General features: G+C 63.1%; 14 protein-coding genes and 1 pseudogene. 4 read left to right on the top strand and 11 right to left on the bottom strand.

Annotated features, from left to right (window positions below):
* A pseudogene (locus tag DVO78_RS02170) lies at nucleotides 1-222 on the bottom strand (hypothetical protein); the annotation flags it as partial.
* A 35-nt stretch (nucleotides 223-257) separates the two neighbouring features.
* On the opposite strand from DVO78_RS02170, the gene DVO78_RS02165 reads away from it, so the two are divergent.
* Nucleotides 258-1397, top strand: coding sequence for a serine hydrolase (locus DVO78_RS02165; RefSeq protein ID WP_157983815.1), 1140 nt, complete (start codon nucleotides 258-260; stop codon nucleotides 1395-1397).
* Between the two features lie 178 nt (nucleotides 1398-1575).
* Here the strand turns inward: DVO78_RS02165 and DVO78_RS02160 are convergent, their stop codons facing one another.
* Both DVO78_RS02160 and DVO78_RS02155 read right to left on the bottom strand, forming a co-directional pair.
* Complete coding sequence (locus DVO78_RS02160) at nucleotides 1576-2571, bottom strand: S66 family peptidase (RefSeq protein WP_202912056.1); 996 nt, start codon at nucleotides 2569-2571, stop codon at nucleotides 1576-1578.
* A gap of 64 nt (nucleotides 2572-2635) precedes the next feature.
* Nucleotides 2636-3205 carry a flavin reductase family protein gene (locus tag DVO78_RS02155; protein ID WP_238385086.1) on the bottom strand — a complete coding sequence of 190 codons (570 nt, stop codon included), beginning with the start codon at nucleotides 3203-3205 and terminating at the stop codon, nucleotides 2636-2638.
* 42 nt (nucleotides 3206-3247) lie between these two features.
* On the opposite strand from DVO78_RS02155, the gene DVO78_RS02150 reads away from it, so the two are divergent.
* Nucleotides 3248-3838, top strand: coding sequence for a TetR family transcriptional regulator (locus DVO78_RS02150; protein ID WP_157983814.1), 591 nt, complete (start codon nucleotides 3248-3250; stop codon nucleotides 3836-3838).
* Here DVO78_RS02150 and DVO78_RS02145 read toward each other — a convergent pair.
* The 8 genes from DVO78_RS02145 to DVO78_RS02110 all read right to left on the bottom strand — a co-directional run bounded on the left by DVO78_RS02145 (nucleotide 3781) and on the right by DVO78_RS02110 (nucleotide 12898).
* Nucleotides 3781-5199 (bottom strand): NtaA/DmoA family FMN-dependent monooxygenase, encoded by a 1419-nt coding sequence (locus DVO78_RS02145; protein ID WP_157983813.1) that lies wholly within the window; start codon nucleotides 5197-5199, stop codon nucleotides 3781-3783. The genes DVO78_RS02150 and DVO78_RS02145 overlap by 58 nt on opposite strands.
* Nucleotides 5200-5215: 16 nt before the next feature.
* Nucleotides 5216-6202, bottom strand: a complete 987-nt coding sequence (add, locus tag DVO78_RS02140; RefSeq protein ID WP_120003132.1) for an adenosine deaminase — start codon at nucleotides 6200-6202, stop codon at nucleotides 5216-5218.
* A 46-nt stretch (nucleotides 6203-6248) separates the two neighbouring features.
* The gene (locus tag DVO78_RS02135) at nucleotides 6249-7322 is read right to left on the bottom strand and encodes an ABC transporter substrate-binding protein (protein ID WP_157983812.1); all 1074 of its coding nucleotides are present in this window, start codon (nucleotides 7320-7322) and stop codon (nucleotides 6249-6251) included.
* Between the two features lie 62 nt (nucleotides 7323-7384).
* Nucleotides 7385-8233: an ABC transporter permease gene (locus DVO78_RS02130; RefSeq protein WP_157983811.1), complete on the bottom strand. Its 849-nt coding sequence runs from the start codon at nucleotides 8231-8233 to the stop codon at nucleotides 7385-7387.
* Nucleotides 8230-8982 (bottom strand): ABC transporter permease, encoded by a 753-nt coding sequence (locus DVO78_RS02125; protein WP_202912055.1) that lies wholly within the window; start codon nucleotides 8980-8982, stop codon nucleotides 8230-8232. Before DVO78_RS02125 ends, DVO78_RS02130 begins: the two co-directional genes overlap by 4 nt.
* Entirely contained in the window at nucleotides 8983-9870 is an 888-nt protein-coding gene (locus DVO78_RS02120; protein ID WP_120003129.1) for an ABC transporter ATP-binding protein, read from the bottom strand.
* A 163-nt stretch (nucleotides 9871-10033) separates the two neighbouring features.
* Nucleotides 10034-11782, bottom strand: a complete 1749-nt coding sequence (locus DVO78_RS02115) for an ABC transporter permease (protein WP_238385085.1) — start codon at nucleotides 11780-11782, stop codon at nucleotides 10034-10036.
* Nucleotides 11783-11899: 117 nt separating this feature from the next.
* Entirely contained in the window at nucleotides 11900-12898 is a 999-nt protein-coding gene (locus DVO78_RS02110; RefSeq protein WP_120003128.1) for an ATP-binding cassette domain-containing protein, read from the bottom strand.
* Between the two features lie 188 nt (nucleotides 12899-13086).
* Here DVO78_RS02110 and DVO78_RS02105 point away from each other — a divergent pair, with 188 nt between their 5' ends.
* Together DVO78_RS02105 and DVO78_RS02100 are read left to right on the top strand one after the other, a co-directional pair.
* On the top strand, nucleotides 13087-13881 hold the full coding sequence (locus DVO78_RS02105) for an ABC transporter ATP-binding protein (RefSeq protein WP_120003127.1): 795 nt from the start codon (nucleotides 13087-13089) through the stop codon (nucleotides 13879-13881).
* Nucleotides 13878-15188 carry an ABC transporter permease gene (locus tag DVO78_RS02100; RefSeq protein ID WP_120003126.1) on the top strand — a complete coding sequence of 437 codons (1311 nt, stop codon included), beginning with the start codon at nucleotides 13878-13880 and terminating at the stop codon, nucleotides 15186-15188. The genes DVO78_RS02105 and DVO78_RS02100 overlap by 4 nt, the downstream gene beginning before the upstream one ends.
* Nucleotides 15189-15230 lie beyond the last annotated feature (42 nt).

Below are 15230 nucleotides of genomic sequence, written 5' to 3'. Positions count from 1 at the left end.
CTCCAGCACTGCGCGCGGCACAAAGTTCTCCGAGGCGATCATCTCCAGCGTCCCGCGCTGACGTCCCAACTCATCAGCTACCGCCTGGGCGATCTCCGGATCAACCTCGGACAGCGGGGCAGAATTAATGTCTGACAAGGGGGCCTCCTCGAAAGTGGTGCCTGAGCAGTAGCGCTGGGCATCGTGCACAATGCCGTCCGCCAGTCTATCGTCTGCGCCCATGGCGCACTTCCGGCCGCACCCACTACCCTTCCGATGTGACTAGTTCCCGGAATCTGATCGGCATGGCAACCGCTGTGGCACTGCTGGCCGCTGTCTCCTGCAGCGCGGAGGACGAGGCTGCGCAGCGCGGCAGTCAGACGGGCCCGCTGGACGGAGGTCCTGAGGTCCGTGAGTCTGACCAGACCGGGCCAGGACAGCACGACGACGCTGCCGAGGACGAACCGACCGACGAGCCCTATGAGCCGTCCGAGGGATTCGAGGAGATCGCTGAGCGGCTGGACGGACTGCCCGGGGATGTTGAAGCACTCGTGATCGAGGACGGCGAGACCCTGCTCCAACTCGGTGACGGGTCTCCGGCACCCCTGGCCTCAGTGTCCAAGCTGTATGTGCTGGCGGCGCTGGTGGAAGCTGTCGAAGCTGAAGACGTTGACTGGACGGACCAGCTGGAAGTCACCGACCAGGTGCGCAGCCTGCCCTCGGGCACCCTGCAGGACCAGTCCGAGGGATACACCACCACCGTCTACGACGTCGCCCACCGGATGACTGCCATCAGCGACAACACCGGCACCGATATGCTCATGGACCTCCTGGGCCGCGATGCCGTGGAGGAGGCCGCCGGCGAATTCGGGCACCATGATCCGCAGCTGCTGCAGCCCTTCCTCACCACCAGGGAGCTGTTCCAGCTGCGCTGGGGTCTCCCGGAGCTGGGCGAAGACTGGGCTGAGCTCGATGAGCCCGAGCGCCGCCAGGTGCTGGAGGAGGTCTCAGTGGAGGATCTGGAGATCACGTCTGAGGACACCTCTGAGCATGACCTGGATTTCGCGATCGATTGGTACGCCTCAACAGAGGACATCGCTGCCCTGCACCGGGAGCTTGCTGCCCGCGCGGAAGGGCAGCCCGAGCTGCAGGAGATCCTTGTGGCCAATCCGGGGCTGGCCGATGATGTGGAAGACCCATGGTGGGAGGCCCTGTCCTTCAAGGGCGGGGGGCTGCCCGGAGTGGTCACCGGCACCTGGCACGCCCAGTCCGAGGAAGGCACCGAGCGGACGGTGGTGCTCCTGCTGCGCACCGAGGATACTGACGACATCGCCGAGCATCGCACGGAGCTGTTCTCGCTAGCCCTGGACGCCCTGATCGCCGGCACCGACACCGAACGTGAGAACGACGACGCCTGACACGAAGTGTGCCACCGATCGGGCACAGAGCCTCGGCCGGATCCAGAGACTGCACCGAGTGTGTGAATAACTCCGGTTGTAGGGTGCCTAGGCGGAGGTTTTCCAGCACTCGGTGCGTGGGAACCCCAGTTTGAGTCGACTGTGGCGTGGAACGTCAGAGCTCAGATGACCCAGCAGCTTAGTGTGTGGACACAGTGACTTCTGCGGAGCCGGCAGTGGAGATGGCCGCAGTTCCGCCAACAGGCAGGGTGAGCATTGGGGACGTGTGCCCGAAATCGAGATTCGCGAGTACCGGCAGGCCTTGGAGTGCGGGCTGCCGGGAGACAATCTCTGCGAGCAGCTCCCGCGTGAGACCGGACTCCTGTTGAAAGCGCCCGATCAGCAGCCCCTTGATGCCTTCTGCGTCAGGCAGCTGAAGCAATGAGGTCAGGTCTCTGGCGAAAGTCACCGCAGAGGACAGCGAGTCGTCCTCCAGGAAGAGAACCGCTCCGTCCAGCGGTGGCATCCACTCGGTGCCCTGAAGGAGGTTCAGGGTACAGAGGTTGCCGCCGATCAGCCGGCCCTCGGCCTGGCCCTCCTGGAGGATCCACCAGCCCTCGTTGGTGTGCCAGGAACGGCTGTCCTGATCGAGGAACCAGAGGTCATCAATCCAGGTTGTTGCCGGATGAAGGTTGATCGGCTCATCCGACATCAGAGCTGCGCGGAACCAGTCTCCTGTCGGCTCGAAGTGGTTGCTCATCCCGAAGCTGCTCCAATGCGGACCGGAATAGGTGACCAGGCCGGTCCGCGCGTAGATGGCGTTGGACAATGCGGTGATGTCCGAGTAGCCGCAGAAGATCTTTGGGTTGCTGCTGATGAGGTCCCAGTCCAGGTGCGGCAGCAGCTCATTGCTGTTGAACCCGCCGATGACGGTCAGAATCCCCGCAACGTTTGGATCGGCGAATGCCGCGTGAAGATCATCGACACGGGAGGCAATCGAAGAACTGCGGAACTCATCGTCCTCATCCACATGGGTTCCGAAGGACAGCGTCAGACCCATGGCGTGGAAACGGTCGTTGATCCACTGCGTGTTGTCGTGCTCCATGATCAGTGACCGTGACCTGGACGGAGCGACGACGCGCACCTCGTCCCCAGCACGGAGACGGGGCGGAATCACAGGTGGTCGATCAGCCATGCAAGAGATCCTACTGGCACCCCACTGCGGAGGTGACCCTCACCTCGCCCCGACGTGATAGGTCCTAGATCGCCAACCGGTGGAATCGGTGGGCCCGGTAGATCAGCGGCTGGATGTCTGGGCGGGTATCCAGCCCGCGCACACGCATGACCACTACACGATGATCGCCCGCGGGGGTCTCACTGAGCACCTCACACTCCAACCACATCGGTGAGTCATTCAGCAGCAAGGCGTCCTGCGCGGTCACCGTGAACTCAAGACCCGCGAAACGGTCCCGCGTCCGCGAGGACAACTGCCTGCAGGCGATCTGATGCTCGCTGCTGAGCACTGAGGCGCCGATCCTCTGGGCCGTGCGCAACATCGGCCAGGTTCGCGACGAATCCTGCACGGAGAACATCACCATGGGCGGTTCGAAGGAGGCGCCGACCGCGAATGAGGTCACGACGAAGCCCGCGGGCTCCCCGTTCACTTGGGCGCATAATGCTGCGATCCCGGAGGGGAACGCGCTGAAGGCGGTCCTCAGCGCCACTGGATCGTTGGTGACTGATGACACTCCTCCGGGAACGGTCCGCATTCGGTGCCGGCCCTGAGAGTCCTCGCTGAAACCCCTGGAATCCTCAGATTCTGGATTCATTGAACCTCCATGACGTGATCTGGTTGAACGTAGAATATGAGCATGAGCTCCCCTCGCAGCCCGGAGGCTGAACGACTGCTCGGACTCGTGGTCGAGCACATCCTCAATCACGGAGTTCAAGGTGTGACCCTCCATGCACTAGCTCGCGCAGCCGGTTCCAACAATCGGATGCTGCTGTACTACTTCGGCTCGAAAGAAGCCCTGATTTCTCAGGCGATCTACGCCGCCTACGATCGGTCCCCCGGGCTTCATCAGCTGTTGCCGCAGCTCAAGGAAGAGGGAGAACTGGCACAGAGGCTCTGCCGTGGATGGCGAACTCTGAGGGCGCGGGAGAACCGGGCATTCCTGAGGCTATTTTTCGAGATGTTCGCGATCGCCATCCGGCAGCCGGAGTCACATAGCCGCTACCTGCTGGAACTCCGGGATCGTTGGTACACAGAGATCGAAACGGCATTCCTGGTCCATGGTTGGGAGAGCCGGGCGGCGGGAAACGCAGCACTACAGCTTCTGGCGTTATGGAGAGGATTGCAGTTCTCCCTACTGGCCGGCTCCGACACCGATGCTCTCGACTCCGCTCACGACACCGCCGTGGCAGTCTTGCTGACCACCTCCGCGGCGTCCCCCACGAGGTGATGGTCCCCACCCAGCCGTGACCCCCTGCGTCCGAGGAGCTGCTGGCGCAGACTCACAGGTTCGGCGTTCTCGCTCAGCCTGCCGCGGTGACGCAGCACAGGCATCACCTCCTGAGAGAACACCCGAAGATCCCTGGGGTCGAAAACCGGCTCGATGAGGAAACCATCCAGGTCGGTCTCAGCCGCCAAAGCCTCGATCTGGTCGGCCACCTGCTCACCTGTTCCCGAGACTCGGAACCCCCGAGTGCCACGCCCGCGCAGCTGATCGAGTATCTCGCGGACTCTCGGGGCATCCGCCCCATCCTTCCCGAGGAAGCGCTCGATGTTACTCGTTCCCATCTGCCCTACAGGTCCGCCGTTCCCCAGCACCTGATGAAGCGTCTCATCAGGATTCAGTGAGAGCAGATCGATGCCAGTATTGCCCGCATACAGCGCCGCGACGATCTCATCGCTCTGCAGAGCGTCGAACTCGGCTTCGAGCTGCTGGGCTGCCTGTTCGGACTCCGCCACGAAGGCAGTCAGTCCGGCCATGAGCTTTATACCCGCAGGATCTCTGCCTTCCGCGGCGGCACGCCGCCGGATATCAGCGACGTTGGAAGCAGTGTGCTTCGGGACGGTTCCCTGCACGAAGACGCATTCGGCATGCGCCGCCGCGAAAGCCCTGCCCTTAGGGGAGGTCCCCGCCTGGAAGAGAACCGGGGTCCGCTGAGGCGTGGGCGGTGCGGTGAAGTACCCGGCGCTGCGGTAGTGCTCACCGCCGAAATCCACTCGGTGAATACCCGAGACATCGGCATAGACGCCGCTCTCGCGGTCGGCGACCAGGGCGCCGTCGTCCCACGCCTGCTCCCAGTACTGGACAGCCAGCCGCACATACTCAGCAGCCATCTCATACCGGGTGTCATGAGCCAGCATGGTGTCATGGCCGAGCACCTTGGCAACCGCATTCTGCGAGGCCCCAGTCACGATATTCCACCCGATGCGCCCACCAGTGAGCTGGTCCAGGGTGGAGAACCTTCGTGCCAATTGAACGGGGTGGTCCAGTCCGGTGGAGGAGGTGACCACGAACCCCAGCCGTTTGGTGTGCTGGGCCAGCACGGGGATGATCATCGCCGGATCGTACCCTGAGAAGTTCACCCCCCTCTCCACCGCGGTCCTGGAGATATCGTCCCCGATCATGGGATACCCGTAGCCATCGGCGAAGAACAGGAAGTCGAAACCCCCTTCCTCCAGAATCTTCGCAATCGTGACCCAGTGGTCGGGGTCGGCGAAGTTGATGGAGTCGCTCAGCGGATGCGGCCAGCTGTGGGTGCCTCCCACCTGTGGTCCGAACACTTCGAAAACCCCGAAATGCAGCTCTTTCATATCATTCCTTTCCATGTCACAACGACGGCTCGGCCAGCCACTGCTCGATGCCCCGACGCGCCCCTGACTTCGTCTCCTCCGAGGCCAGCGTGCACTCCACCGAGCTGAGCGCACAGGCGGCAAGCTCGGCATCGCTGAGCCCCAGAGCGCTTCTGCAGAGCTCGTACTCCTCGAGCAGGTCGGGTCCGAAGAGGATGGGGTCATCAGCGTTGATCGAGCAGCGCACGCCTGCATCCAGCAGCATCTTCAACGGATGCTCGGCAAGACTCTCCACCACATTCAGCAGCAGATTGGAGGTGGGACAGACATCCAGGCAGACGCCCCGTGCCACGATGGCGTCGATCAGCTTCGGATCAGACGCTGAAGTGACACCATGAAGCACTCTGTCTGCCCCGAGCACATCGATGGCCTCCCACACCGATTCAGGACCCACCAGCTCGCCTGCATGAGGTGTGGACTGCAGTCCAGCGGACTTGGCGATCGCGAAAGGCCGCTGGAATGCCGCACAGGGGTTTCCCCGCTCTTCGTTGGCCAAACCGAAGGACACCACGCCCCGGTCAGCGCGAGCAGCGGCCACCTTGGCCAGCGCCGTGGCTTCCTCAACAGGCTGTTGCCGGTCCGCGGTGACCATGAAGCCCACCTCGACGCCGTGTTCTTCACTGGCCTCGGCACTGTAGCTGAGCATGGCATCCAGAGACTCCTGCAGAGAGCCGTAGACCTCCACGTAGAACGCCGGGCTGACGCCAAGTTCCAGGTACACCGCCCCCTGCTGGGCAGCATCCTGCACCGATTCATGAATCAGCCGGCGCAGGTTGACCGGCTCCTGCAGCACCGCCAGGAGCCCTCGGTACATCTGGCTGAAGGCGGTGAAACCCTCGAACCCCTCCGTCTGTGGAAGCTCGATCCCCATCCTGCCCGCCAACTCGTCCAGAGTCGCTGAACGCATGGCCGCTTCCAGGTGGAGGTGCAGGTGACCTTTGGGCAGAGTCCGGGGGTCTCTCATGGGAGGCTGCTCGGCTGATGGCAAAGAGTGCAGAGCCGTCTGTGGGTCACTGCGCATATGCTGCCTCGAGATAGCTCATATCGATGACCTGCTCAGGATCGGGCAGTTCACCCTCCAGGACGTCCGCTTCTTCGAAGCCGTCGTACATCTCTCCGCCCCATCTCTGGGTGTCGATCCAGAAGAGTTCCTCATCTGCCAGGGGACCGCGGACAAACGGGATCTGCAGCTCGTTCTCACGAACCTGTTCATCGAAGTCGAGACCCAGCTCGGCTCCGAACACATCGACGGCGAGCTCCGCCGCGACCTCCGGATCCTCCTCGTTCTCCAGCCAGCCTTGCGCCGAAGCGCGCAGGAACCCTTCGATGGCATCGGACTCGGAGTCCAAGGTGGACCCTTCCGCGTAGATCAGGCACCCGTACTGAGGCAGGCCAAGATCGGCATAGGTGGCGACGACGTAGTCGTCCTCGCTCATACCGTGGGTCTGCTCAAGCATGATGGGTTGGTTGGTGGCATAGACGGTGAGCGCATCGCCCTCGCCTTCGACCAGCGGGTCGGCGTCCCACCCGGCGGAGACGTAGTTGTAGTCGGGCTCCAGCCCTGCGACGCCGAAGACCGCGTCGAGCAGCGGGCGCGTGCCATCTTGGCCAAGAATCGTGGCTCCCTGCAAGTCTTCTGCGGACTCCATGGGGTTATCGGCCAGTGAGAGGATCGCACCTGGGGTGTCGTAGAACATGGAGCCAACGCTGACAAAGTCATTACCGTCGATCACTGCTTGCAGCCAGTTCTGCATAGAGGGCTCAACCCCGATATGGGCCTCTCCTGCGGCCACAGTGGCCATCGTGGACGGTGCGTTGGGACCCCCCTGAATCCAATTGATCTCCAGACATTCATCGGCGTAGTACCCCCGATCATCGGCGATCCAAAAACCGGCCCACTCGACGTTGAGGATCCATCCCAAGGAGACATCGAGTTCAGTCATCTCATCGCATTCTCCGTCGGCACCGCCTGCGGTGGCGTCGTCGTCGCCGTTTCCGCAAGCGGTGAGCAGCGCCAGGGAGCCTACCGCCCCGGCAGCCAGAAGCCGTTTCAGCATCCCGTGCTGGGTATCAATCTCGGACATGGTTCTTCCTCTCATAGTGGGTGATGTAAGTGAAGTGGTCATTAGCAGTGGTGTGGGCTGGACTAGGTGACACGGTCAGTGACCTTGCGTTCGCACCAGCGAGCGGACAGGAATATCGCCACCGAGAGCACCGTGGCGATCACGGCGGTGCCCCACGCGCGGTCCCACTGCTGGTAGCTGCGGGCATAGGAGAACATCTCTCCCAGTCCGTGGTTTCCGATGAGGTACTCGGCAAGGATGGCCGCCATCACCGCAATCGGCGCCGTGATCCGCACGGAGATCATCAGGTTCGGCACCGAATGCAACAGCCCCAGCCGCATGAGGACCTGCGCCTTTCCCGCCCCGAGCACGGTGAAGAGGTCCCTGCCTGCAGCCGGGATGGAGACCAGCCCGGACAGCACGAAGACGAAAGAGGGAAAGAAACAGATGATGACGATGCAGACGAAGACCGTGGAGTCGCTCTCGTAGCCGAAGATCCGCGCGATGATGGGAATCAACGCACTGATGGGCACCGAACGCATGATCAGCGCGGCAGGAGTCACGATGCCCGACAGCGCCGCCGACCACCAGACCAGGATGGCGCAGAGTGAGCCGACCACGGTCCCCAGGAGCAGCCCTCCGACCGACATCATCATGGTGAACCATGTGTCGTAGAGATACTCCCCCGGGTGGGTGAGGATGTCGGCGAAGGCGTCCCAGGGGCGTGCGGCCACCAGAGCGGTGTAGTTGTTCAGCACGATCCATAGGTCCCAGACCAGGACCACCAGAGCCAGGGGCCACAGGTGCAACACGTTTGTCCCCACCCAGATGAGGGTGGACCGCACACGCCCGGACGTCGTGCCGGCATGAGTCCTGCTCCCACCCGTGGCGGTATGCGGGGCTGGGGTACCGGGAATGGTCGGAGCGCTCACGTGAACCTCCTGACCGTCGCACGCTGCACGGCGATGAAGATGAAGTAGGCAATCAGCGCCATCGCCGTCGCCGAGAGCGCAACAGCCCAGAGCTGAGGAATGTTGGCGCTCTGGAAAGCGGAGACGATCATCATGCCGAGTCCGCTGGGAGCGCCGAACCACTCACCGATGGTCGCGCCGAGCACTGCGGTGGGCGCGGCCAGGACCAGTCCATCGACAATGGAGGGCAGCGCCTGTGGCAACTGCAGCCTGGCAAACCTGCGGAATCTGTTGGCGCCCAAAACGGTCAGGACATCATGGTGGGTCCGGCTGGCATTGGCCAACCCGGAGGTCGTGGAGACGAACACCACGAACCCCACTCCCATGGCAGCCACCACGGCGGGACTGTCCTCCCTGCCCACGGTGGTGATGAACAACGGGGCCAGTGCGACCAGGGGAACGGCGTTGACGATGGCGGCGAAGCGGTCCAGGCCCGGACGCAGGATGGGCACCAGGGCGGACACCGCCCCGGCAAGCACCGCAATGATGGTCCCCATCACCAGGCCAGTGGCCGAAGACTCAAGGGTCACCAGGGTGTTTCGCCACAGGGTGGAGCGCTGCCGTTCGTCGCCCAGGAATTCGTAGACCTCCACCAGCGAGGGCCAGGCGGTGCCTGCGATGCCCAGCCGTGCGATCACTTCGACCGCGACGACAAGCAGCACGACGCCCGAGACCATATAACTGGCTTTGGTGAGCTTTCGGGTGTTCATTCAGCTGTCCTCGCCGGCCCCGTCCAGCATGCCGGTCAACTTGTCCACGAGCTCGTGGAACGCGGGAGTGCGGGTGACGCTGGTATCCCGCGGCCGTGGCAGATCCACCTTTTCAACGTGGTGGATCTTGCCCGGCCTGCCGGACATGACGACGACCCGGTCCGCCAGGATCAGCGCCTCATCGACATCGTGAGTCACCAGCAGCGTGGTGAGCCGCTCCTCGGACCAGATTCTTGCCAGCTCTGAGTTCATCCGGCGCCTGGTCACCGCGTCGAGTGCTCCGAAGGGCTCGTCCAAGAGCAACAAGGACGGGTTGAGCACCAGCGCACGGGCGATGGCCACACGCTGGCGCATTCCGCCCGAGAGTTGCTTGGGCAGCGCCTTCTCGAATCCTGTGAGGCCGACCAGTTTGATCAGTTCGGCCACCCGGTTCTTGTCGACGCTGCGCCCTGCGACCTTGTAGGGGAGAGAAATATTCGATGAGACAGATGCCCAGGGCAGTAGCGCGTGCTCTTGGAACGCTACTCCCAGCCGGTGTTGCCGAGAGAGTTCCTCGGGAGGGGAGCCGAAGAGTTCCACTTCTCCGGACGAGGTGGTATCGAGTCCGGCTAGAAGTCTGAGGACGGTGGATTTGCCGCAGCCGGAAGGACCGATGAGTGCAACGAATTCACCTTCGGCGATGTCCAGGTCAATGTCCACCAGCGCCTGCACCGTGCGGCCACGGCCGACGTCAAAGGTCTTCTGCACATCAGTGAGCGAGACGCGCAAGGGGCTCGGATCGAGCCTGTGAGAGTCCGAGCTGCCCGAATAGCCAGCGTGGAGATCTGCCCCGCGCGTGTCCGGGGCAGAGGTGCTCGATGACGCGGAGATCACTGGAGACAGCCCCATCCCTGCAGGAGTGACGATTACCTGCACATCATTGTTGAACCAATTAGTTCACTTGAAGGTACTGTCAGTGGATTTCTCGCCTGTAACGCAACCGTGAAGTCTCCATTAACAAGAATTCTCAGTCCGAGAGCGGTCGCCCTCAGCGACGTCGCTGCACACCCGATCAGCGCAGGAACAGGGCCTTCATGCGGTAGGCGGCCAGCGCGCCGCCGACGCCGACCATCACCAGGTAGTAGCCGATGTGCACCAGGGTCATGGCACCGAAGTCCCAGAAGGCGATATCGCGCATCAGCTCCACACCGTGCCACAGCGGCAGCGCCTGGATCACCCACTGCACACCGGTGGGGTAGACATCGATGGGGAACAGGGTGGCGGAGAACAGGAACATCGGGATGAGCACCATCATCATCCAGTCCATCTGCTGGAACCGTTTCATGAAGCTGGTCACCGCCATGCCGATGCAGGCGAAGCCCAGGGCGATGAACAGGGCGGTGATCCACATCAGCAGTGCTGGCAGCGGGGTGACCAGGCCGGTGGCGACCAGCACCCCGAGGAATCCGAGGGCGTAGATGCCGCCGCGGAACAGAGCCAGGGCGATCTCGCCCACCGCCACATCGACCGGTCCCAGTGAGGTGGACATCATGGTCCGGTACAGCTTGGTGATCTTCAGTTTGAAGAACACGTTCCAGGTGGAGTCGAAGACCGCGCCGTTCATGGCTGAGACCGCCAGCAATGCCGGGGCGATGAACATCGCATAGCTGATGGTGCCGCCGTCGGCCGCCTCGATGCCGGAGATCATCGGTGAGACCCCGAGCCCGAAGCTGGTCAGGAACAGCACCGGCTCCAGGAACCCGGAGATGAAGATGATCCCGCGGTTGTTGCGGATGGCCGTCAGCCCGCGGGAGAAGACTGCCCGGATGTTGCCTGAGTAGTAGTTGGCACCTACCCCGCGGCGGAAGGCGACCGGCGGAACACCCTCGCTGCGCTGGTAGCTCTCCGTTGCCGCAGCCTTGGCGTCCTGCCGCTCCTGACGGCGCTGATCGGCCTTCAGCCCCGGGATGCGGCCGCGCCACTCGTCATAGCCGAGCCGGCGGGTGAACACTCGCTGGACTGCGAACCAGGCGACCACGACGATGGCGCTCAGGTAACCGATATGGACAGCCACCAGCCACAGGTCGGTGGGCTGGCCGAAGGCCAGCACCCGGCCGAGCTCATTGGCGTGCCAGATCGGGGAGACCCAGCCGATCACCTGCAGGAACTGCGGAAGGTTCGTCAGCGGGTAGAAGGTGCCTGAGAACAGGAACAGCGGCATGATGACAAACCGCTGGATGATGGCCGCATGGCCCTTCTCATCGCGCAGGCTGGAGATATAGGCCATGATCGGCAGGCCGATGGCCAAAGCGCCCAAGGTGGAGGAAAGGATCATCAGCAGCGCTGCCGGGGAGCTCAGGGCGCCGAAGGCGAACAGCACCGCAGTGAAGATCAGCGCGTGGAGGCCGAACCGGCAGCTGACCCCCAGGATGTGTCCCAGGGCGATCTGCGGCGGGGTCAGGGCGGTGGCCTGGGCGCCGTAGTACTTGCGCCGCCATTTGAACCCTTCCATCACCGGGAAGGTGAACTCGATGCCTGCGGTCATCGCCACTGTGGAGGCCAGGATGGCCGGTGCGATGTACATCAGGTAGCTGTCAGCACCGTAGGCGGAGAAGTCAGTTTCGGCACCTACCAGCACACCGAGCCCCAGGCCCATCGCCAGGATGTACATGATCGGCTGAAAGGTGGAGGCGAAGAGGATCACCCCGCCATAGGCGCGCATCGAGCGCAGGGTGGCCTCGGCCTGGTAGAGCGCACCCCAGCGGCGCACCCGCCGGCTCAGCACATCCTTATTTACTGCAGGATAGTCGGCTATTGTCACGACAGTTGTGGACTTTCGTTGAGGCTGCAAGCGAAGCGAGCAGCCGACTTCAGGTGTGAAGGCGAGCGTAAGCTCGCCGAGAGGCGAGGGCGGCTTTGCCGTCCCGCCGGGACCAACTCAGTCAATGAGGGACCGTCCCGTCAGGCGCAGGAAGACGTCCTCCAGAGATGAACGGCGCACCAGCGAGGTCATCGGCTTATGCCCTGCGGCGTGGATGGCCTCCAGAGCCGACTCTGCCTGCCCGGCGTAGACGAGCAGACGGTCCGGCAGCACCTCGATGTGGGAGAAGTCGGCATCCGGCCCAGCACCGGTGAGCAGCTCTTCAAGCGTCTTGGCCTGCTCTGCATTGCGGTCGGTGCCGAAGCGCAGCTCCAGCACCTCGCGGGTGGAGTGTTCGCGGATCAGCCCGGCCGGAGTGCCTTCGGCCATGATCGCCCCGTGGTCGACCACCACCAGCCGGTCGCAGAGCTGCTCGGCCTCATCCATATGGTGGGTGGTCAGCACCAGGGTGGTACCGGACTCCTTGAGGCGGAACAGCCGGTCCCAGAGCACATGCCGGGCTTGGGGGTCCAGCCCTGTGGTCGGCTCGTCCAGCAGCAGCACCTCCGGTTCGTTGACCAGGGCGCGGGCGATGGTCAGCCGGCGTTTCATGCCCCCGGAGAGGTCCTCCACCCGGGAGTTGGCCTTGTGCTCCAGCTGGGCGAACTCCAGCAACTCGTCGGCCTTGGCCCGCAGGTAGCGCCGGGGCAGGCCGAAATACCGGCCGTACATGATGATGTTCTCCCGGACGGTGAGTTCCTCATCCAGGTTGTCCTGCTGGGGGATCACCCCCAGCCGGGCGCGCACCTCCGGGCCGTGCTGCTCCGGGTCCAGGCCGGCCACCAGCATCTGCCCCTCGGTGCGGGAGGCCACCGCGGCGATCATCCGCATGGTGGTGGACTTTCCTGCACCGTTGGGACCCAGCAGGCCGAAGGACTCGCCGCGTCTCACGCTGAAGGTGATGCCGTCCACCGCGGTGAAATCACCGTATTCTTTGACCAGGCTGGTGGCGTCAATGGCGGGTGCCGGCGCAGTGTCGGAGGGCGCACTGGACTCCAGTGCAGAAGAAATGGACATGCAAGAAAGCCTACACCCTAAACCTGTAAGCTTGCTAGCAAATTAGCTCCGGTGGAGGTAGGGAGCACCCTGATCTTCCCCGGATTCACCCCCTACTCATCCCGCAATTCATCCTTGCGGGTGATGTGCATCAGCGCCTCATCCATAAGACTGATATCAGTACAAAAACTCAGAACGGAGAGGCAAGCATGAGCACCGCCGTGCTAGAAACGGAGAACCTGGTCAAGGTCTATGGCCGGGGCCCCGCGCAGTTCCATGCGCTGAAGGGGCTGACCTTTGAGATCCACCGAGGGGAATCGGTGGCGATAGTGGGCAAGTCCGGCTCGGGCAAATCCACACTGATGCACCTGCTGGCGTTGTTGGACCAGCCCACCTCAGGGGTGGTGGCCCTCGGCGGCCGGCCGGTTAGCAGGCTGAAGCCCAAAGCGGTCTCCAGCCTGCGCAACGACACCTTCGGGTTCGTGTTCCAGCAGTTCTTCCTCAACCCCAACCAGACCGTGCTGGACAACGTGACCTTGCCGCTGAAGATCGCCGGTGTGGGCAAGTCAGAGCGGAACCAGCGCGGAATTGCCGCCCTGGAGCAGCTGGAGATGGCGGATAAGGCCAAGAACAAGGCCACTGACCTCTCCGGCGGTCAGAAGCAGAGGGCCTGCATCGCTCGGGCGCTGATCAACAATCCCGATGTGATCTTCGCCGATGAGCCCACAGGCAATCTGGATTCCGCCACGTCCGAGACGGTTGAGGACATTCTCTTCACCTTGCACCAGGAGCAGGGCATCACCCTTGTGGTGGTCACCCACGACGAAGATCTGGCCGCTAAGTGCCAGCGGCGCCTGATGATGCAGGACGGCCTCATCGTCGAAGAGCAGACCGGTGCGACGCCGCGGCCAGCGCAGGCGTCCGCGGTCTCTGATCGGCAGCAGCCCGAAAATCAGACGCGGCGGGGCCGCCGGCTCCCCTTCCGCCGAGGAGGTGCCAAATGAGATCAGTAGATGTTGCCAAGTCCGCGTTCGGGAACACCCTGCGCTCCAAGCTGCGCACCTTCCTGACGGTGATCGCCATCGTCATCGGCGGCTTCACTCTGACGGTCACCTCTGGTTTGTCGGCGGGGATCAACCAGACCGTTGACGACATGCTCGCCGGCTACGGTGAAGAGGATCAGCTCTTCGTGATGCATGCCTCAGCGATGGGCATGGGGGAGGAGACCGGTCCTGGTCCTCAGGAGTATGACCCTGAGGTTGCCCAGCAGTCCTCCGAGTTCGGGCAGGCCATGCTCAGCGAAGAGGACATCGAGACCATTGCGGATCTCGACAATGTCACCAATGTGGAGCCGATCTTCTTTGTCAGCCCTGACTTCCTGGAGACCAGCGGCGGGGACCAGTACACGCTGGAGACTCTGGACGTGCCAGCAGACGGCCCGGCCATGGAGTTGGTCGCCGGAGACGTGCCGGCGCGCGAAGCCATGGAGATCACCATCCCGGAGACCTGGCTGACGATCTACGATGCTGATGCCGAGGATTATGAGGACGTCGACCCGCAGATTGCCCTGGGGGAGACTGTGGAGATCGGGATCTCCAATCTGGTCTACGAGCAGGAGACTGTCGAGGCCGAGATTGTCGGAGTGAGCGCTCAGAATCTGGCGGGAATCGGCGGATCGCCCATGCCGTCCTATGCGCTGAACGACGAGCTGTATGAGATTCAGATCTCTGGGCTGGATGTGGAGCAGCCGGATGCTTTCATCCAGGCTGTGGCCGACGTCGATGATCTCGAGGCCAATGAGCAGGACATCAAGGACGCTCTGGCGGATGAGGGCATGGTGGGTCTGACCCTGGAGGATCTCTTGGGGATCATCCAGGGCGTCATCGACGCCATTGCCTGGGTCCTCTACGGATTCGCACTGATCGCCCTACTGGCAGCGAGCTTCGGCATCGTCAACACTCTGCTGATGAGCGTGCAGGAGCGAACCCGTGAGATCGGCCTGATGAAGGCCTTGGGGATGTCCAGCGGAAAGATTTTCGGACTGTTCTCCATGGAAGCTGTGGTCATCGGGCTGCTCGGATCGGTGATCGGCCTGGCCGCCGGCCTGGCTGTGGGCTTCACCGCCAATGCTCTGCTGACCGGCGGTGATGGCCCGTTGGGCGGCGTCGGAGGTCTGACACTGTTCGCCCTGGACCCGGCCGCATTGGGTCTGATCGCCGCGGTGATTCTTGTCATCGCCTTTGCCGCCGGGACGCTTCCGGCGGCCAGGGCGGCCAAGAAGGACCCGATTGAGGCGCTGCGGCATGAGTGAGCGTTCAGCTGATTTTCAGAGAGCGCTGGAAATCTTGATCAA

Origin of the sequence: Nesterenkonia muleiensis, from assembly GCF_003600155.1 — a bacterium.
Lineage (GTDB): Bacteria > Actinomycetota > Actinomycetes > Actinomycetales > Micrococcaceae > Nesterenkonia > Nesterenkonia muleiensis.
This window is presented reverse-complemented; position numbering and strand designations above follow the sequence as displayed.